The organism is Sinomonas sp., from assembly GCF_036848755.1.
Lineage (GTDB): Bacteria > Actinomycetota > Actinomycetes > Actinomycetales > Micrococcaceae > Sinomonas.
The window spans coordinates 24,052-42,697 of record NZ_DAIUJO010000021.1; the positions used below are offsets into that span (position 1 = coordinate 24,052).

General features: G+C 68.9%; 17 protein-coding genes. 5 read left to right on the top strand and 12 right to left on the bottom strand.

All coding sequences use genetic code 11. The features are described 5' to 3' along the window. A complete protein-coding gene (locus V7053_RS05115) occupies window positions 1–849 on the bottom strand; it encodes an aldo/keto reductase (protein WP_334171190.1) in 849 nt (282 codons plus the stop codon). 168 nt (window positions 850–1,017) lie between these two features. On the opposite strand from V7053_RS05115, the gene V7053_RS05120 reads away from it, so the two are divergent. Further along, window positions 1,018–1,578, top strand: a complete 561-nt coding sequence (locus tag V7053_RS05120; RefSeq protein ID WP_334171191.1) for a hypothetical protein — start codon at window positions 1,018–1,020, stop codon at window positions 1,576–1,578. Here V7053_RS05120 and trhO read toward each other — a convergent pair. After that, window positions 1,551–2,474 (bottom strand): oxygen-dependent tRNA uridine(34) hydroxylase TrhO, encoded by a 924-nt coding sequence (gene trhO, locus V7053_RS05125; protein ID WP_334171192.1) that lies wholly within the window; start codon window positions 2,472–2,474, stop codon window positions 1,551–1,553. The genes V7053_RS05120 and trhO overlap by 28 nt on opposite strands. A gap of 115 nt (window positions 2,475–2,589) precedes the next feature. On the opposite strand from trhO, the gene V7053_RS05130 reads away from it, so the two are divergent. Then, the gene (locus V7053_RS05130) at window positions 2,590–3,276 is read left to right on the top strand and encodes a GNAT family N-acetyltransferase (protein WP_334171193.1); all 687 of its coding nucleotides are present in this window, start codon (window positions 2,590–2,592) and stop codon (window positions 3,274–3,276) included. A gap of 100 nt (window positions 3,277–3,376) precedes the next feature. Next, on the top strand, window positions 3,377–5,737 hold the full coding sequence (locus V7053_RS05135; RefSeq protein ID WP_334171194.1) for a DEAD/DEAH box helicase: 2,361 nt from the start codon (window positions 3,377–3,379) through the stop codon (window positions 5,735–5,737). Window positions 5,738–5,748: 11 nt separating this feature from the next. Here the strand turns inward: V7053_RS05135 and V7053_RS05140 are convergent, their stop codons facing one another. The 7 genes from V7053_RS05140 to ssd all read right to left on the bottom strand — a co-directional run bounded on the left by V7053_RS05140 (window position 5,749) and on the right by ssd (window position 11,052). Beyond that, entirely contained in the window at window positions 5,749–6,138 is a 390-nt protein-coding gene (locus V7053_RS05140; RefSeq protein ID WP_443022514.1) for an Rv3654c family TadE-like protein, read from the bottom strand. A gap of 74 nt (window positions 6,139–6,212) precedes the next feature. Continuing rightward, window positions 6,213–6,617 (bottom strand): TadE family type IV pilus minor pilin, encoded by a 405-nt coding sequence (locus V7053_RS05145; RefSeq protein WP_334171196.1) that lies wholly within the window; start codon window positions 6,615–6,617, stop codon window positions 6,213–6,215. After that, window positions 6,614–6,748, bottom strand: a complete 135-nt coding sequence (locus V7053_RS05150) for a DUF4244 domain-containing protein (RefSeq protein ID WP_443022515.1) — start codon at window positions 6,746–6,748, stop codon at window positions 6,614–6,616. The genes V7053_RS05145 and V7053_RS05150 overlap by 4 nt, the downstream gene beginning before the upstream one ends. Before the next feature lie 446 nt (window positions 6,749–7,194). Further along, window positions 7,195–7,815, bottom strand: coding sequence for a type II secretion system F family protein (locus V7053_RS05155; RefSeq protein WP_334171197.1), 621 nt, complete (start codon window positions 7,813–7,815; stop codon window positions 7,195–7,197). Beyond that, on the bottom strand, window positions 7,812–8,171 hold the full coding sequence (locus tag V7053_RS05160; protein WP_334171198.1) for a type II secretion system F family protein: 360 nt from the start codon (window positions 8,169–8,171) through the stop codon (window positions 7,812–7,814). The genes V7053_RS05155 and V7053_RS05160 overlap by 4 nt, the downstream gene beginning before the upstream one ends. 557 nt (window positions 8,172–8,728) lie before the next feature. Then, window positions 8,729–9,904, bottom strand: a complete 1,176-nt coding sequence (locus V7053_RS05165; RefSeq protein ID WP_334171199.1) for a TadA family conjugal transfer-associated ATPase — start codon at window positions 9,902–9,904, stop codon at window positions 8,729–8,731. Then, window positions 9,901–11,052 carry a septum site-determining protein Ssd gene (ssd, locus tag V7053_RS05170; protein ID WP_334171200.1) on the bottom strand — a complete coding sequence of 384 codons (1,152 nt, stop codon included), beginning with the start codon at window positions 11,050–11,052 and terminating at the stop codon, window positions 9,901–9,903. The genes V7053_RS05165 and ssd overlap by 4 nt, the downstream gene beginning before the upstream one ends. Window positions 11,053–11,167: 115 nt before the next feature. Here ssd and V7053_RS05175 point away from each other — a divergent pair, with 115 nt between their 5' ends. Then, window positions 11,168–12,838: a bifunctional 3'-5' exonuclease/DNA polymerase gene (locus V7053_RS05175; protein WP_334171201.1), complete on the top strand. Its 1,671-nt coding sequence runs from the start codon at window positions 11,168–11,170 to the stop codon at window positions 12,836–12,838. Between the two features lie 12 nt (window positions 12,839–12,850). Here the strand turns inward: V7053_RS05175 and V7053_RS05180 are convergent, their stop codons facing one another. Genes V7053_RS05180 through V7053_RS05190 form a run of 3 tightly spaced genes read right to left on the bottom strand, consistent with a single transcriptional unit; the run spans window position 12,851 to window position 16,184 of the window. Then, a complete protein-coding gene (locus V7053_RS05180; RefSeq protein ID WP_334171202.1) occupies window positions 12,851–13,525 on the bottom strand; it encodes an NUDIX hydrolase in 675 nt (224 codons plus the stop codon). Next, window positions 13,522–14,391 carry an endonuclease III gene (gene nth / locus V7053_RS05185; protein WP_334171206.1) on the bottom strand — a complete coding sequence of 290 codons (870 nt, stop codon included), beginning with the start codon at window positions 14,389–14,391 and terminating at the stop codon, window positions 13,522–13,524. The genes V7053_RS05180 and nth overlap by 4 nt, the downstream gene beginning before the upstream one ends. Continuing rightward, a complete protein-coding gene (locus V7053_RS05190; protein ID WP_334171203.1) occupies window positions 14,388–16,184 on the bottom strand; it encodes a hypothetical protein in 1,797 nt (598 codons plus the stop codon). Before V7053_RS05190 ends, nth begins: the two co-directional genes overlap by 4 nt. Before the next feature lie 237 nt (window positions 16,185–16,421). On the opposite strand from V7053_RS05190, the gene acs reads away from it, so the two are divergent. Then, window positions 16,422–18,389, top strand: a complete 1,968-nt coding sequence (acs, locus tag V7053_RS05195; RefSeq protein ID WP_334171204.1) for an acetate--CoA ligase — start codon at window positions 16,422–16,424, stop codon at window positions 18,387–18,389. Window positions 18,390–18,646 lie beyond the last annotated feature (257 nt).

Genomic DNA, 18,646 nt, shown 5'->3' on the forward strand with positions numbered 1-18,646 from the left:
TCACGCCTGCGGCATCTGGCTGAAGGCCGCGGTCGCGGGGTCCGCTCCAATCCGGGAACCCGAATCGAGAGCGTCGATGGCTGCGACTTCCCCCGGTGCGAGCGCGAGCGCCGCGGCGGCGAAGTTCTCCCGCATGCGCTCGGCGCTCGTGGTCTTCGGAATCACGATCGTGCCGTGCGCGAGGTGCCACGCGAGCACCACTTGGGCGGGTGTCGCGTCGTGGGCGCGGGCGGCCTCAACCACAGGCTCGGCGTCGAGGTCCTGGCCCTGGCCAAGCGGGCTGTACGCCTCGACTGCGATTCCCGCCTCGCGCGTGCGCCGCGCCGTCGACGGCTGTTGGAATGTCGGGTGGAGCTCGATCTGGTTCACCGCCGGCACGACGTCCGCTTCGCCGAGAAGGCGGTCGAGATGATCCGGGAGGAAGTTCGAGACACCGATCGTCCTCGCCTCGCCACGAGCGTAGATCTGCTCGAGTTCCTTCCACGCGCTCACGTAGAGGCCCTGGGACGGCACCGGCCAGTGGATGAGGTAGAGGTCGATCACGTCCAGCCCCAGGGCGCGTCGGCTCGCGTCGAAGGCCTCGCGTGGGTTGCCCTGTTCCCCGTTGCGGAGCTTCGTCGTGACGAACACCTCCTCGCGGGGGATCCCGCTCGCGCGCAGCGCCGCGCCGACCCCTGCCTCGTTCTGGTAGGCGGCCGCAGTGTCGATGTGCCGGTAGCCGGCCTCGAGCGCAGCTTCGACCGCAGCCTGGGTCTCCTCGGAGGGCACCTGAAACACGCCGAATCCAAGCTGCGGGATCTCGACGCCGTTGTTGAGGCTCACCTTGCTGACTGCATCACGCCGGCCCACGGAGACTCCTTCGCTGAATGATGGCTCTCTGTCCACGCTATAACGAGTTCCCGAGCCCCTTCGCCCCGAAACCATCGGCCGCCGAAAGAGGCCTTGGCGCCCACGTTGTGCCTCTGGCGCAGATGACTCAGCGGGAGCATGATCGAAAAGAGGACGAGGAGGTGGACTGTGCCGCGCCGAGGTCCGAGCACAAGAGACTGTGGCCGGCAGACCGTCCGCGCCGTGGCGGTGCTGGTGGCCGTGGCGGCAGGCCTCGCCGGCTGTGCCTACTCGTACGACGACGGGCTCCCGCCCCTCGGTGAGCGATCGACGCCGTCGTCGGCTCCCCCAGCGCCGACCTTCCACCGGCTGCCCGCACCGGACGTGACTGACCCGCCCTTGCACGACTGGACCCCGGACATGGTGGCCTCCTGGGCCGAGACCGCCCTGCCCGACCAGAGGGGACTCTCGTTCGGCTTCGGCTACGGCATCGTCCTCCAGGGCGAGCCGGTCATCTCCAGCAGCGCCGTCCCCGGCGGAACGATCACTCTCGAGTTCGAGTGCCGCGGAGGCCCAGCGGCGCACCTCACCCTTGAGCTCGCGGGCACGGCAATTGTCGATTCCGACTATGCCTGCGGCCAGATGTGGGTGAGGACGTTCGTCGCACCGCAGGACGCGGTGGCCAACGTCACCGCCTCGGCGGTCGGCGGGAACGCCGCCGCCTATGCGTTCCGCGTCGTCAAGCGCTGAACCTCTGGAGCACACCCCTCGGGGCAGCGGAGCGGATCGGGGCCGGCGGCGCAGTCCCGGCAGAACAGGGTCAGTTCTCTGCAGGCTGGATTTTCGCAGTTGTGAAAGTCGCTCGTGGGCGCTTCGCAGCGAGCGCACTGTCCGATCTCGACCGCGTGCTCGCTGAACTCGACATGCATCCGCCTGTCGAAGACGTACAGGGAGCCCTCCCAGAGGCCGGCGTCGTGGAAGGCCTCTCCGTAACGGACGATTCCGCCGTCGAGCTGGTAGACCTCCCGGAAGCCCCGGCGCCGCATGAGGGCAGAGAGGACTTCGCAGCGGACGCCGCCCGTGCAATAGGTCACGACCGGCTTGTCCTTGAGATCGTCATACGCGCCCGAATCGAGCTCGCGAATGAAATCGCGGGTCGTCTCGACATCCGGCACCACGGCGCCCTTGAACCGTCCGATCTGGGCCTCGAACGAATTCCGCCCGTCGAAGAACACGACGTCACGCCCCTCGGCGCGCTCGGAGTCGACGAGCTCGTGAAGCCCCTCCGGAGTGAGCCGCGTTCCCCCGCCCACCACGCCTTCGGCGTCGACCTCGAGCTCCTCCGGCGCACCGAACGAAACGAGCTCTGGGCGCACCTTCACGCTCAGGCGAGGAAAGTCCTCAGCACCCCCATCGGACCATTTGACGTCCATTCCGCGAAAGCCGGGATACTCCTTTGTCGCACGCACATAGCGCTTCACTGCGGCGAGGTCGCCGCCCACCGTCGCGTTGATTCCATGGGGCGAAACGATGATCCGTCCCCGCAGCCCGAGCGCCTCGCAGAGGGCCCGCTGCCACAGCCGCACGGCCTCGGGGTCTGGCAGAGGAGTGAAGCAGTAGAAGAGGACGATTCGGTTCAAAGCCACGCATTCAAGGGTACCGAGCGCAACGAAGGGGCTCCGGTGGCCGACGGATTGCCGCGGAGTGACAGTTGCATCACGAGGCTTATCAGGAACTCGTGGCGCCGGTATCGTCATGCCTATGGCAGAGGCAGAGCTCAAGGATCTTCTGGTCACGTGGGTGGAGGGCTGGGCCTCGTCACGCCACTATCCGACGCAGTCCGTCGGCAGCTTCCCCGCTGCGCAATTGACCGACCGTACCGGCGACTGGGTCGCGTTCGCCGCTGAACCCTCCGATGAGGACTTCCGCCGGCTCGCCGAATTCATGTCTTCGAGCCGGGACCGCATCCTGACGATCCTCACAGACAATCACCTCCGCTTCCGGACCCTTGCCGAGCAGCACGGGCTCGCCGTGCTGGGCGCGGACCAGGAGCTCATGGTCATGGACTTCGAAGGCAAGGACGTCGAGGATCCCTGGCTCAACGACGACGAGCTCAAGCTCAAGACCGATATCGAAGACAGGGCCGCAACGGTCACCGTGGCGACGGACGACGGCGAACTCGCCGCGAGCGGGCACGTCGCCGTAGCGGATGGGTTCGCTGTCTTCGACCGCATTGTCACCGAGCCGAAGTACCGTCGGCGGGGGCTCGGCTCTTTCGTCATGCGAGCGCTCACTGCAGCCGTGAGCGGGCACGGAGCCGATCAGGGGCTTCTCATTGCCTCTATCGATGGCCAGCACCTCTACCATCACCTCGGCTGGAGCGATGTGTCGGGCGTCCTCATGCTCAAGAACCCGAGCAATCCGGACGGCCCCTCCCTCAACGACTGACCCCCTCCGGACGGCATTTCCCGCCCCACCGGCAGTTCCCGCCCCACCGCCCGACGACTGCGAGACCGCAGCCATCGCGGGTGGCTGGCAGAATGCTGGGGTGGCGCAGCACGATTCTCTGATTCCGCTCCTTGGGAGAACCCCTCACCCTGAGCAACTGCGTCACGTCCGCCGTCTGCCTGCACGAGACGCCCGGACAGCTCCGTGGCCCGAGTGGGTCCACCCCGATCTCGTCCATGCCTATGGCCGTCTCGGGGTCGTGGAACCGTACACCCATCAAATCGAAGCGGCTGATCATGCGCAGGCTGGGCGACACGTCGTGGTTGCCACGGGGACGGCGTCCGGGAAGTCGCTGGCTTATCAGCTCCCGGCACTCAACGCAGTCCACCGCTCGGAACTGCGGGTACTGGCCGAACCCGGGCGCGTACACGATGACGGCGCCGTGGTCCTGTACCTCTCGCCGACCAAGGCCCTCGCCGCCGACCAGCTTTCCTCGATCCGAGCTCTCCGGCTCCCCACGGTGAGGGCCGAGACGTACGACGGCGACACCGACCAGTCCGCTCGCCGCTGGATTCGGGAGCACGCGAACGTCATCCTCGCCAACCCGGACATGCTGCATTACGGCGTGCTTCCCAACCACTCCTGGTGGTCCGCGTTCTTCCGCCGCCTCCGGTTCGTTGTCATCGACGAAGCCCACAGCTATCGCGGTGTCTTCGGCTCTCACGTAGCCAACCTCCTCCGCAGGCTCCGGCGGGTCTGCTCGTACTACGGTGCAGAGCCAGTCTTCATCGCGGCATCCGCCACGACCACCGAGCCGGAGACGTCGCTGGCGAGACTCATCGGTGCTCCCGTCGTCGCCGTAACCGACGACGGGTCTCCCCACGGGGCAACCGAAGTCGCTTTCTGGGAGCCCGCTCTGACTGAGGCCCGGGGCGAGAACGGGGCGCCGCAACGACGCACCGCTGTCGCGGAGGCCTCCGACCTGCTGGCCAACCTCGTGTCCTCCCGGGTACGCACCATTGCGTTCATCAAGTCCCGACGTGGCGCCGAAGCCATCTCCTCGATCACCCAGCGGCTTCTCGACGAGGTCGACCCAAGTCTTCCCGGGCGGGTTGCTGCTTACCGCTCCGGCTACCTTCCCGAGGAACGCCGAGAACTCGAGCGCCGTTTGAGGACTGGCGAACTGCTCGGGATCGCGAGCACCTCGGCACTCGAGCTGGGCATCGACATCTCGGGGCTCGACGCCGTACTCGTCGCCGGCTGGCCGGGGACCCGGGCATCGCTCTTCCAACAGATCGGCCGCGCGGGTCGCGCCGGCCAGGACGCGCTCGCGGCGTTCGTCGCGAGCGACGATCCGCTCGACACGTATCTCGTCAACCATCCCGAGGCGATCTTCGACGTCCCCGTCGAGGCCACTGTCTTCGATCCCTCGAACCCCTACGTTCTGGGACCCCACCTTTGCGCCGCGGCGGCCGAGAGGCCCCTGACGCGCGCCGATCTCGAGCTCTTCGGCCCGGCGGCCGAAGGCATCCTCGGGCAGCTCGAACGGCAGGGGCTCCTCCGGCGTCGAACGTCGGGGTGGTTCTGGACCCACCCGGAGAGCGCGGCGGGCATGGTGAGCCTTCGGGCAGACGGCGGCGGTCCGGTCCAGATCATCGACTCCGAAACGGGCCAAGTGCTGGGCTCGATGGACTCGCCCCAGACGCACTATCAGGCGCATCAGGGCGCGATCTATGTGCACCAGGGTGCGAGCTATCTGGTTGAGGAGCTCAACGAGGCCGAGCACTGCGTGGTGGTGCGCCGAGTCAATCCGGACTACTACACGACCGCACGGGACATCACCCAGATCGAGGTGCTGTCGGAGACGACAAGCGAAGCATGGGGGCCCGTCGCCGTGCACTTCGGAGAGGTCAAGGTCACGACTCAAGTCGTCTCCTTCCAGCGCAAGGCGCTTGTCTCCAATGAGGTTCTCGGCGAGGAGCCGCTCGACCTCGGGGCGAGAGAGCTCTTCACCAAGGCCGTGTGGTTCACCATGGACAACCGCAATCTGTTCGCGGCGGGGCTGATCGAAGCGCAGTTCCCGGGTGCCCTCCACGCAGCCGAGCACGCAGCAATCGGCCTCCTCCCCCTCGTCGCCTCCAGCGATCGCTGGGACGTCGGGGGTGTGTCGACTGCGCTGCATGCGGACACCGAGGAACCGACCATCTTCGTCTATGACGGCCATCCGGGCGGGGCGGGGTTCGCGGAACGAGGGTTCGAACGCGCACGCGAGTGGCTTTCAGCGACGAAGGCAGCCATTGAGGCATGCGAATGCCCGTCCGGGTGCCCCTCCTGCGTCCAAAGCCCAAAATGCGGCAACAAGAACAACCCCCTCGACAAGGCAGGAGCGATCCTCCTGCTCGGCGCGCTTCTCCGAGAGGCCGAGAGGGCCAAGGTAGGTGTGGGACCGGCACCCTGGTAGCCCGCCCCGAATCACGGCGGCTGGCCCGCCCGGGCTCGGCCCTCGGCCCGGAGTCCCGCGACGGCGTCCTCACCCCGGACCACCACTCGGACGATCGCTCCGGGCGCCTCGATCTCGCACGAGACGACCCTGGCTGAGTTGAGCAGGGCGACGTCCTCCGCCGACGCGCACGTCCCACCGCGCCCGAGGCCTCGCTCGGCGTCTGCCGCAGCCAACGCCGCGAGGTCGGCCGCACGTGCTGCTCGTTCGCCGGCAATGGCGCCCTGCGACACGAGCACCGCCCCCGAACACCCGGCGATCGCAACAAGTGCGAGAGCCAAAGCCAAGATCGTCCCCGCTCCCCTGTCGGAACTCTCCGATCGTGACGACTGCTCCGCCGGTGAAGGCCCCGCAGGCACCACCGCAGTGCTCCGTGGCACCGCCGCACTGCACGCTGCGGCAGTCTCCCACGCCGTCCTCAGTGGACGTGAGCGGCTCATGGTGAAGACTCCAGACGGACGGATGCTGTCGCTTGGGCGACGAGCCCGCCAGCAACTGCGAGTGGGCCGGGCACCGGCAGACCCGCCGTGGCCTTGACCGTCGACCCATCCACCTCAACGGTGAAGGTGGCAGTGGCGCCCGCGATCGTGCGCGCGAGAGCACCGGCCGTTTCAGGGGACTCACCACGTGCGATCTCCCTCGCGGCACCCCGAACAGCCTCCTCCACCTTGAGCTGGGTGAGACCCGCGCTGAGGGCAGTCAAGATCATCCCCAGAAGGGCAACGACGAGCAGGGTCCCCACAGCGAGTTCGGCCGTGACCGCTCCCCCCGATCGGCGGCCGGGAGGGGGCGGTGTCTCGACCGCCGCCTCCCGGCCGCGTGCTAGGCATGAGGACCTCACGGGATGGCCAGTGCCGCTCGAACGATGTTGAGGAGGAAGCCCCGCACCTCGTCGCTCCGCATGATGACGACAAGGAGCCCCGCGAAAGCCACCGCGGCGAGGGTCGCGATGGCGTACTCAGCAGTCGCCATCCCCTCTTCAGCCTTACCTCGTCGTGGAGTTCCCTCTCGCGCCGCTCGACCCACCAGCCGGAATCGTCGCCGTTCCCGACATCGTCTGGGCCTCCGACGTGCGGACGCGCTCCCCTTGCTCTCACGCGACTTCTGCAGTTGCCGCACGGGGCTCCTCTCCGCAGCTCCGGGATACAGCTCCACGACTTCCGCCCGCCCACTTCTGGTGCTTCGGCGCTCTCGCGGAACGGAACCGGTCTCCCCTTGAGGCGAGCCCTGGCCGACGGCCACGCTCTCATGCGCCATAATTCCCACCTGATTTATTGCCGTCATTCCTACCCTCGGCCATTGTTATCGCCGCGTCCGGTGGCATTTTTCCGTTCTCTTCCTTTCCATTCCTTTGCTTTTCCTTGTTTCTTTCGCATTTCATCCGAGCCCACTGGAGACTGCTTCATGGCCACGGGAGTTCAGGGAGCCATCGAAAGGAGCAGCGGGACGACGCCGAGGCACAGGAAGGCGGGAAGCGAGCAGATTCCGAGCGGTACCACAAGCTTGACTCCGAGAGCAGCTGCTCGCCGCTCGAGCTCGCGGTGCCTCTCGCGCCGGAGCATGCGAGCACGGGCCGAGATCAGCCCCGCAGATGGGGCACCGGTTTCCGCGGCGAAGTCCAGTGCCTCGCGCAGCGCCCTCCCGAGACGATCCTCGGGAGAGTCGGTCCACGCGTGACCCCAGGGAACGCCGAGCTCGAGGGCCGTGGCGGCCCGTGCGACGGAGCCTGTCTCCTGCCCAACCGCTTGGGCGACGATCCGGAGTGCGCGGTGAAGTGACGAGCCCGACTCGAGCATCGCTGCGATGAGCTCGAGCACGAGAGCGGCCTTCGAGAACTCGTCTCCGGCCGCCGTTGGCCGCAGTCCGCTGCTCGCCGGGTGGAGTGGATTCCGCCAGCCCCGGTCGGGCAACGCGTGCACGAGGCCCAAGCTGCGCCCTGCGCCCCGCCCCCGCAACAGAACGCAGCACGCTGCGAACAGCTGGAGGCCGACCGCGACAGCTAACAACCCCGGCCACGCGATCCCGCCGCCGACGCTCATCTCAGTGCGCCCGTCTGCGCCACGAGCCGGCTCGACCATAGGCGCCCTGCGAGCGCGAGTACGCCCCCGCTGATGAGGCACACGAAACCGAGGAACGTCGTGGTGAGTGCTTCCAAGGGCTTGGCCCCCACGAGAGTTCCGAGCACAAGTCCGACGAACGGCAGCACCGTGAGAATCCGGGTGGTGGCCTTCGGTCCGGCGAGTGCCGTCGCTCGGGCCGCCGCCGCATCGGCATCTGACTCAAGATGGGCTGACAGCCGGTCGAAGACTGCGGCGAGCGGGCAGCCGGATGTTTCGGCAGCCTCGACACACGCCGCCACGTCGCTCCAGATGGCCAGCGTTCCTCGCCCCGGCAAGGTCCTTCTTCGACGCCCTTCGGTCTGCCCCGACGCAGGGTCCGCAGTGGGGAGACCGTCCCGCGATGCCAGCGACAGGGCCTCGCGAATTGCGACCCCGACCGGGGCGCCGAGAGCCGCCGCGTGGGCTGCGGCTTCAAGCACGAAGACAGCGACCAGGATTTCCGCAGACGGCGCCCGGCCCGCGTCGTTCCCGTGTGCCGGCCGGCCGAGCAGCCTCTGGGGCGCCAGCGTCCTTTGCCGATTCCATCTCGTCGTCGATGAGCTTTCTGGCCATCGCACGGAGCCTTCGACATCGTGGCGGAGTCGGCGCCTCGCGCTCAGCGCGGCGTGTCGCCACATCTGCTCGGCTGATCGGCCGGCCCTGAGCAGGGCAGCTAGCTCAGCGACGAGGAGCGCAGCATCGTGCAGGCCCGTTGCCGCTCTCTGCTGAGCTCTGGCGCGAAGAGGAAGCGCAGGAACTGGGCTGCGTCCCGGCGCGCGATGCAAGGCGCCCTGCCTCGGGGTCGCGACGATGAAGGCTGACCACAGGAGAATGAACAACACGAGGGGAAGGATCATGCTGTAGCCTCCGGCTCCCCGGCGATTCGGGCGGCGAGGGCGTCCCGGCCCGGACCGTCGCGGAGCACATCGGAACCCGGGACGCGCACGAGAGCAGGAGTCATGACGAGTCTCCCTGCCCTCTCGGACACCACGGCGATAGTGACCAGGCGCCTCACACGTTCGCTCCGCTCCACATGCAGTACGGCTCCGATGGCGCTCGCCGCCTGCAGAGTCATCGCCTCCGGCGACAGTCCCGCGAGGGCTCCAAGTGCGACGAGCCGGGCGCCGACGGCCTCTGCGGAGTTCGCGTGAATGGTGCCAGCACCGCTGTGCCCGGTGTTGAGCGCGGTGAGGAGTTCTCGGACCTCGGCTCCCCGACACTCGCCGACCACGAGACGGTCGGGCCGCATCCGCAGGGCCTGGCGAATGAGCTCGGCGAGGTCGACCTTCCCACTACCTTCGACGTTGCCATGGCGTGCCTCGAGCCCGACCACGTGGCGATGGGTGGGGTTCAATTCTGAGGCATCTTCCACGAGGACGATCCGCTCGCTGGGGTCGGCCAGGCCCAGAAGGGTGCTGAGCAGTGTCGTCTTCCCACTTCCTGTGGCGCCGCTCACGAGATAGCTCACTCGGCCTCTCGCGATCGATTCGAGGAGGGTGCGTTGCTCCGGCACAATCGTTCCCGCGCGCTCGAGCTGCGCGAGATCGAAGGCCCGATGGCGACGGATGCGGACGGACAGGAGCGTCGCCCCGGTAGAGATCGGCGGCAGGACGGCATGTACCCGGTACCCGCCCGCGAGGCGTACGTCCACGCACGGGGAACTGTCGTCGAGCCTCCTTCCCCCCGCCGCGACGAGCCGCACCGCGAGCGCGCGCACGGCCTCCTCGGAAGGAAAGCTGATCTGTGCTGGCTCAAGCCCCAGTCCCCGATCGAGCCACACGTCGTCGGGCCCGTTCACGAGGACGTCCGTGACGTCTGGATCCTTGACGAGCTTCTGGAGAGGCCCCAGTCCGCTGAGCTCAGCGGAAATGAGCTCGACGGCCGCGAGTGTCCCGGCGGTCCCGAGCAGGCGGCCGCTCTCGTGGACTGCCGCCGCAATGCGAGCTGGCGTCACCGGACCGGGCACCGCGAGGACGCGCTCTCGCACATCCTCGAGGAGTTCTGCGTCGAGGGGCTGGGCGGCGCTCATCGGACGCCCTGAAGCACCCGGGCGTGCCGAGGCATCGATGCTCCGATTCTCGCCGACGCTCTGGCCGGAGAGCCGAGCAAGCCCTCGAGGATGGAGTTGGTCGCTCTGCGCACCGGGCGACGGCGGGCCAGCTCAGGGAGGCGCCCCTCCTCGGATACTGCGTCGGCCGATCGCAGCTCCGGCACATGGGCCGCGAGAGGGCAGCCCACGGCCTCCGCGAGCCGTTCAGCGTCGACCCCCTCTCCGAGTCGTCCACGCACCACGAGCCCGGTCGGCACCGGCGGAATCTCCCGGAGGAGCTGGGCCGCGGCGACCGCAGCACGGAGGCGGCCGGGAACGACGAGGAGGAGCCGATCGCTCGCCCAACCGAATTCCTCGATTCCTGCGCCGCCCCTCCCGACGTCGATCACGACGAGCTCGAACGCGCTGCGTCCCGCGTCGAGCACTCCGGCGACTGCCTCGGGCCCCACAGACTTGGCAGACCGTGCCGAGGCTGGCCACGACACGTAGGGAACGCCGAAGGCCCGCGGCAGTGCAGCCTCCAGCTGGGGCGGGTGGATGCGGCCGCTGGCGGAGGCAAGGTCGGGCCACGCAAGCCCCGAACCGCGTTCCTCCGACAGGCAGAGTTCCAGGCCGCCCCCGAGTCGGTCGCCGTCGACCAGAAGTACTGAGTCGCCGCGTGCATTCGCCGCCGCGGCCAAGAGCACCGCAGTCGTACTCGCACCGGCGCCCCCGCACCCACCGATGACGCCGACGACGACGCCTTCGTCCGTCCGAGTCAGCCGTCTCCCGAGGAATTCGACGAGCCACCCGGCGGCCTCCGGCAGTTCGGCGACGTGCTCTACCCCGAGTTCCGTCGCTCTCCGCCACAGGCGGCCTCTGTCCCTCTCGCTCCCGACGAGGACCGCGTGGGGCCGAGCCCGGGTGGGGGCCTCCTCGACGTCTGCGCCGAGAAGGAGGGGCGCGCCGTCGTCCGCTTCCCGCATCGCCTCGCCGAGAGTGGGAACGGCTCTGAACGCGACTCCGGCCACGGCGGCGACGCGCGCGCATTCGTCGAGGAGCAAAGGGTCCTCCGTGACGCAGAAGACCCTCCCCCCGCGCGGAGGCGAACCGGCCTCGGCCTCGGCTGTTTCCTGTCTCATGCCCATGGTTCAACCCTGCCGTCGCGAACGCGACCCGCGCGGCGTGGAGCGGTGCCATGTGGAGGACACTCCGCGGGCATTCTTGTGGAGGACAAGAACGGCCCTCAGCGCAGGCGAGAATATGGAGGTGCACGAGATCCTGGCCCCCTCCCCCGACGGTCAGGTCCTGATCAGGCCCCTCGACTCCTCCGGGCGGCGCAACGGCCCCGACACCACGCTCCCGCGCACCGATCTGCCGGCCCATGTGGCCCGTGTCGAGGAGACGCGCCGCCCCCGCTGGGTCTGGCAGAAGGCGGGCGACTGGTACCCGTACCTGCTGGCCGCGGGCGTGCGGCTCCAGCGATGCCATGACTTGAGCCTCTGCGCGACGCTCCTCACGAATTCCGCCCGCACCGGGGCCTTCGCAAGCTCCTTGCCTCCGGCGGTGGGTGCCGCGGATCCCATCGGCAGCATGCCGCCAACCGCTCCGCCGCAGGGCCAGAGCTCGCTCTTCGAGGCGGAGCCCGCATCCGGCCCGGGCGCCGATGAACTCGAGGATGAGCTGGCTGCACAGCTTCGGGCCATCGCCGACTCCGATCATCCGGGCCGTTTGCGCCTCCTGTGTGCCGCGGACTCCGCGGGCTCGCTCGTCGCCGTCGAGATGCAGTCCGCCGGAATACCGTGGGACGAGGTGGCCCACGAGGCGCTCCTCGCCGATCAGCTCGGACCCCGACCACGCGGCTTCGAACGGCCCGCGAAGCTCGAGGAGAAGGCAAACGAGCTGCGAACCCACCTCGGAGCCCCTCAGCTCAACCCGGACTCGCCCCAGGAGCTCATGCGGGCGCTTCACAGGGCGGGAATCGAGGCACGGACAACCCGGGCCTGGGAGCTGCGCGAATACGGCCATCCAGCGATCCCGCCTCTCCTCGAATACAAGAAGCTGGCCCGGCTCTTTGCCGCCAACGGATGGGCGTGGCTCGACTCGTGGGTGCGAGACGGCCGGTTCCGGCCTGAGTACGTCGTGGCCGGGGTCGTGACGGGACGTTGGGCGTCCCGCGGGGGCGGTGCACTCCAGATCCCCAAACAGGTGCGAGCGGCCGCCCGAGCGCTGCCTGGCCACAAGCTCGTAGTGGCCGACGCATCGCAGCTCGAACCCCGCGTCCTCGCCGCACTCGCCCAAGACGGGGCGATGGCGGCCGCGGCCCAAGACGCTGATCTGTATGCGGGAATCGCTGCGGCCGGGTTCGGGGGCGACCGGGCGAAGGCGAAGGTTGCGCTCCTGGGAGCGATCTACGGCGCCACGACGGGCGAATCCGGGCGCCTCATGCCGCAGCTCGCCCGCCTGTACCCCCGAGCCGTCGCCTTCGTCGAGCAGGCAGCGCGCGACGGCGAACGTGGGCTGACCGTGACGACTCACCTTGGGAGGAGCTCGCCTGCGCCATCCGAACGATGGCGACAACTGCAGCGTTCAACTTCCGCCGAGGAGCAGCGCCGCGCCGACGCTGCTGCTCGCGACCGGGGGCGCTTCACCCGCAACTTCGTGGTGCAGGGGACCGCCGCCGAGTGGGCCGAGTGCTGGATTGCCGAGCTGCGCCTGCAGTTGCGTCGCCTCGCGAGGCAGGGCCTGCGCGCCGAACTCGTGTACTTCCTCCACGACGAGGTCATGATCCATGCCGAGGAGGAGGCCGCAGCCGCGTGCGCCGAGGCCGTGCAGGAGGCGGCGACGGCGGCCAAGCGCCTTCTCTTCGGCGACGCCCCCGTGCAGTTCCCGGTGAGCATCGCCGTCGTCGACTCCTACGACCAGGCGAAGTAGGCCGCCCAGACGTCACACCGCAATGTAGTGCTTCCGCTCGCGGTCCCATTCGACCGCCCAGCCGAGCCCGTTGAGCAGTGCATCGAGCACCATCGCCGTGAAGCCCCACACGAGCACGCCGTTGACGAGGAAGGCGGGGCTCGAGAAGATCGCCCCGCGGCGTCGCAGCACTCCCATGACCCGGTTCGCCGGATCCAGGAGGTCCCGGACCGGCGTGCGGAACACCTGCGCGGATTCTCCGAAGTCCACGACATCGACGGGCGACGGCGATGCCCACCACGCGAGCACGGGCGTCACGAGAAAACCGCTCACCCCGAGCGCCAAGGCGGGCAGCTCGGCCAGGACCTCGACCCCGGAGGGATCCAGTCCCGTCTCCTCGACCGCCTCGCGCAGCGCACAGGCCACGATGCTCTCGTCCTGGGGGTCGCGGCTTCCACCGGGGAAGGCCACCTGGCCGGGATGCGAACCGAGCGTGTGCGCCCGCTCCAGGAGCAGGACGTCCAAGTCGGCGGGTGCGAGCGGCTTGTCCGAAACGGCCGGAACGGTATCGAGCTTGCCGAACAGCACGAGGACCGCCGCCTCGCGCGCCATGTGGTCCACGCTCGGATGCCACCGGGGGTCGAACGGGTCGATCCGCCCTTCGCGGATGGCGGTGGCGAGGGCCTCGAGCTCCGCCCTCGCGCTCACTGAACGCCGCCCGGCTCCGGGTCCGCGAGTCCGACGACCGGGTGCCCTTGCTCGCGCATGCGGATCTCCGCGGCCCTGTGAACGTTGGCGACCAATTCCTCGCGGAGGGCCTCCTGGCCCGGCGCGAGCTCGTATTTGAGGAGCTTTCGCGCCTTCTGCGGGTCCGTCTCGCCGATCCCGAACGAGGGGCACAGCTCCGCGACCGGGCACGCACCGCAAGCGGGACGTCGGGAATGGCAGACGCGCCGGCCGTGGAAGATCACGCGGTGGGAGAGCATCGTCCAGTCGCGAGGGGGGAAGAGCTCCATGACGTCCTGCTCGACCTTGATCGGGTCGTCAGAGTCGGTCCAGCCGAACCGCTTCGCCAGCCGCCCGAAGTGCGTATCCACGCTGATCCCGGGGACCCCGAAAGCGTTGCCCAGCACCACGTTGGCGGTCTTCCGCCCCACGCCGGGCAACTTCACGAGGTCCTCGCGCCGCCCCGGGACGACGCCGTCGAAGTCGTCCACGATCTTCTGTGAGAGGACGTGCAGGCTTCGTGCCTTCGCCCGGAAGAAGCCAGTCGGCTTGATGATCTCCTCGATGTCTGCGGGCTCTGCCTCGCTCAGGGCGCGAGCGTCCGGGTAGCGTGCGAAGAGGGCTGGGGTGACCTGATTGACCCGCACATCGGTCGTCTGCGCGGACAGGACGGTCGCGACGAGCAGTTCGAACGGATTGCGGAAGTCGAGCTCTGCGTGGGCGTACGGGTAGAGGTCGGCGAGGATGCGGTTGATCTTGCGAGCGCGGCGTTTGAGGGCAAGGGGCGACTCGTCGACAGTGAGCCGGCGCCGTCCGGGCCTCGCAGCAGCGCCGGCGAGACTGCTCAGCCCCGCTCGATTCCGGACAGATCGCGCAGCACGCCGATCCTTCCATCCTGGCTCTGGACGAGGAACTCATCCCCTCGGTCTTGGAGCGCGAGGATCCACTGACCGGGCTCGAGCGTGAACAGCGGAAGGCCGCTCTCGGGATCAAGCGCCGCCCTCGCGTGGTTCACCGCGAACCAGAACGCCTCGTACTCGGGCTCCGGCTCCTCGAAGCTCCGCGTCGCCTCGAACCCGGCAGAGCGGTCGACGGCGGGAGCGAGCTGGGTCGCCGGGCCGGAGTCCCCTTCGGGTTCGGCAGTGGGAAGGACAGGCGAAGCCTGTGTGGGAGCGGGCTCACCCCGGCCAGCCTCACCCGGGCCAGCCTCACCCTGGCCCGCCTCACCCTGGCCGTGCCCCCTCCGGTCCGCCTCGGTCTCGACAGGCTCCGTCAGGGCAGGCTCCGTCGGGGCAGGCTCCGTCAGGGCAGGCTCGGTCTCGGCAGGCTCGCGCGCCGGCGCCCGAGTCGGCACGCCCGCAGCCCCGGCAGCCAGCCTCTCATCGGGTTCACTGGACGAGGGCATCACTGCCGTCTCACCCGCTGACGGCTCAGCAGTCGGCTCGACCGGTCCCGCGGCCGCGGGAGCGCCGTACGCCTCGCCGTCCGCATCGCCGAGGACGACGGCGTCATCCGCGGCGGCCCCCACAGGCACCTCCGCTGCCGGAGGGGTTCGCGAGTCGTGTCGGCCGATGAGCTCGTCGTCGCCCCCACCCGAGGACGTCGGCGAGGATGTCGCGCCGGCGACACCCGCCGGAGCATCAGCACTCCGGTTTGCCGGCGCGTCGGTCCCGCTTTCGCGCGCCTCCGCGCTCCGCGAACCTTCCCCGTGCGCAGCCATGGCTCCGGCCGCCAACGCGGCGAGGTCCGCTCCCGCCGCAGCCACACCGGCAGCACCCGTTGCCGCGGCTGCCGCCCCGGCGGAGGAGATCCCCGCCGAGGAGACCCCAGCGGCCCGTTCGCCGGAGTGCTCGGGAGAGCCCGCGCCGTCGGGCGCAAGGCTCCCGGCCCACGGCGCGGGGGCACCGCTCGGCGCATTCTGCGTGCGGGCCGCCTCGGGGAACCGGGATCCGGCGCCCTGTGGCTCATCCGACGCTGAGGAGGGCCTGAGCGGGACTGGCCGCTGCATCCCAGGCTTCTGAGACCCAGGCTTCTCATTCTTGGGCTTCCGAAGGGGCGCCACGGCGTCACGTGCGACGACGTGGGCGGGCACCTCGGCACGCCCACCGAAGTCCACGGCGAAGGCAGGAATGACCGGCGCGAGGACAGTCGCCAGGACGAGGACGGCGCCGCCGACGAAGCCCACGAACGCACCGGGCGTCAGGGCCGTCACCAAGAAGATGAAGAAGTAGGAGCACGCGAAGGCAGCGACCACGGACGCGAACTGGTCGAGGGAAAGGGATCCGACGCGGAACGCCATCTCGGGCGAGAGTCGGCGCCATACGAAGACACCGGCCAGCACGAGGGGCAGCAGGATTCCGATCCCGATGAAGTAGAGGTTCTGCGCATTCCAGAGGTTCAGCGTGCTGCCGCGCTGGACGAGCGGCAGAAGCGAGCCGATGAACGTGATGAACACGCCAAGGAACACCGCGATGTCGCGCGCAGTGAAGGGGCCCACGATTGCCTTCGCGATACCGGCTTCGGCATGAGGGGCTTCGGGCACCCGAGGTGCACGGTTGCCGGCTTTCGGATTCTCGGGCATGCTGTCGGGTCCGGGCACCGCGCCGCCAACGCGAGAGGGACCCTGACGGGAATCAGACATGGGCTGCTCCTTCGGTCGTCCTTGGCGTTCAGCCTAGCCATAACGTCTGTGCGCCACCTAGCCCACAAGGGTGTGGTTACCCGTCCGGGATGTGACGTGCGCAACTCCACTGCTACTGCGCAAGGTCTACTGTGGGAAGAGGCAGCCCACTGCGTAGGAGCCACCGATCTGGTACCCGGATCATGTCGCGACGAAGCAGAGCTGGATCATGCGATGGATCGAGCCGAAAGGACGTTCATGTCCCAGCAAACCGTCAACGGTGACGCTTTCGAGAACCTCCTCCATGAGGAGCGTCGTTTCCCGCCGACGCCGGAGTTCGCGGCCGCGGCCAACGTTCACGAGGACATCTACGCCGCCGCTGGACAGGACCGGGTCGCGTTCTGGGCCGAGCAGGCACGGAAGTACCTGACGTGGTCGAAGGACTTCGAGCAGGCTCTGGACTGGTCCGAGGCGCCGTTCGCGAAGTGGTTCGTGGGCGGCGAGGTCAACGCCGCGTACAACGCCTTGGACCGGCACGTGGAGAACGGGCTCGGCGACAGGGTCGCGATCCACTTCGAAGGCGAGCCCGGCGACACCGAGACGATCACCTATGCGGACCTGACTGAGCGCGTGAAGAGATGCGCGAACGCGTTCGAGTCCCTCGGGGTGCGCAAGGGCGACCGGGTGGCCGTCTATCTGCCGATGATCCCCGAGGCTGTCGTCACGATGCTTGCCTGTGCGCGGATCGGCGCTGTGCATTCAGTCGTGTTCGGCGGGTTCTCCGCCGAGGCGCTGCGTTCCCGGATCGACGACGCGGAGGCCAAGCTCGTCGTCACCGCGGACGGCACGTACCGGCGCGGCAAGCCCTCCTCGCTCAAGCCCGCCGTCGACGACGCCCTGGCCGAGCCCGGGCACTCGGTCGAACACGTCGTCGTCGTCCGCCGCAACGGCCAGGACGTGGCGTGGACCGAGGGCCGGGACCTGCACTGGCACGAGCTGATGGACGCCGCCTCCGGCGAGCACACCGCCGTCGGCCATGATTCCGAGCACCCGCTGTACATCCTCTACACCTCCGGGACCACGGGGAAGCCCAAGGGCATCCTCCACACGACCGGCGGATACCTGACCCAGACCGCGTTCACGCACTCGGTAGTGTTCGACCTCAAGCCCGAGACCGACGTCTACTGGTGCACCGCGGACATCGGCTGGGTGACCGGCCACTCGTACGTTGCCTACGCCCCGCTCGTCAATGGCGCGACCCAGGTCATGTACGAGGGCACCCCGGACTCCCCGCATCAGGGCCGGTGGTGGGAGATCGTCGAGAAGTACAAGGTCTCGATCCTCTACACCGCGCCCACCGCGATCCGGACGATGATGAAGTGGGGCCGCGAGATCCCCGACAAGTACGACCTCTCGAGCATCCGGGTCCTCGGCTCTGTCGGCGAGCCGATCAACCCGGAGGCGTGGATGTGGTACCGCGAGGTGATCGGGCACGGGAAGGCGCCGATCGTGGACACGTGGTGGCAGACCGAGACCGGCGCGATCATGATCGCCCCGCTGCCCGGCGTCACGGCGACCAAGCCGGGGTCGGCGCAGGTCCCGCTGCCCGGAATCGCGGTGGACGTGGTGGACGAGAACGGCAAGTCCGTGCCCAACGGGCACGGCGGCTTCCTCGTGGTCCGCGAACCCTGGCCCTCGATGCTCCGCACCATCTGGGGCAACCCCGAGCGGTACAAGGACACCTACTGGTCCCGTTTCGAGGGCATGTACTTCGCCGGCGACGGGGCAAAGAAGGACGACGACGGCGACGTCTGGCTCCTGGGACGCGTCGACGACGTCATGAACGTCTCCGGCCACCGCCTCTCCACGACCGAGATCGAATCCGCACTCGTCTCCCATGAATGGGTGGCCGAGGCTGCCGTGGTCGGCGCCGTGGACGAGACCACCGGCCAGGCCGTCGTCGCGTTCGTGATCCTCCGGGGCGAGGTCGAGATCTCCGAGGGCGAGGACCCCTCCGCCGTGCTGCGGGCCCACGTCGGGAAGGAGATCGGCCCGATCGCCAAGCCCAAGCACGTCCTCGTCGTCCCCGAACTGCCCAAGACCCGCTCGGGGAAGATCATGCGACGCCTGCTCAAGGACGTGGCCGAGGGCCGTGACCCCGGCGACGCCACCACCCTCGCCGACCCCGGCGTCATGCAGCAGATCGCCGCCGACCTGCGCAGGTAACCGCCCAAGAGGCCATACGACGGCGGGGCTCGCCTCCCGGGCGGCCCCGCCGTCGCGCCGTGTCAACGCCCTCTTCCGGCAAGCCCGCCTCGCGACGATACTGGACCCCACGCTGGCTCGGCACAGGCCGGGCCCCCGCTGCGACTTCCGACCCGCATCCGCATCGTGCCCCCTCGACACCGAAAGCGACCCCATGGACTCACTGCACCTCCGTTCCGCCGGCACCAGCGTCCTGCTGGCCTTCGACTCCGGCGAGG

Bases quoted from the DNA above. Each gene is read 5' to 3' on its own strand.
- ssd (WP_334171200.1), bottom strand. From the start codon at position 11,052: ATGGGCATGAGACAGGAAACAGCCGAGGCCGAGGCCGGTTCGCCTCCG.
- V7053_RS05155 (WP_334171197.1), bottom strand. From the start codon at position 7,815: ATGAGCGTCGGCGGCGGGATCGCGTGGCCGGGGTTGTTAGCTGTCGCG.
- acs (WP_334171204.1), top strand. From the start codon at position 16,422: ATGTCCCAGCAAACCGTCAACGGTGACGCTTTCGAGAACCTCCTCCAT.
- V7053_RS05190 (WP_334171203.1), bottom strand. From the start codon at position 16,184: ATGTCTGATTCCCGTCAGGGTCCCTCTCGCGTTGGCGGCGCGGTGCCC.
- V7053_RS05130 (WP_334171193.1), top strand. From the start codon at position 2,590: ATGGCAGAGGCAGAGCTCAAGGATCTTCTGGTCACGTGGGTGGAGGGC.
- V7053_RS05150 (WP_443022515.1), bottom strand. From the start codon at position 6,748: ATGGCGACTGCTGAGTACGCCATCGCGACCCTCGCCGCGGTGGCTTTC.
- V7053_RS05165 (WP_334171199.1), bottom strand. From the start codon at position 9,904: ATGAGCGCCGCCCAGCCCCTCGACGCAGAACTCCTCGAGGATGTGCGA.
- V7053_RS05175 (WP_334171201.1), top strand. From the start codon at position 11,168: ATGGAGGTGCACGAGATCCTGGCCCCCTCCCCCGACGGTCAGGTCCTG.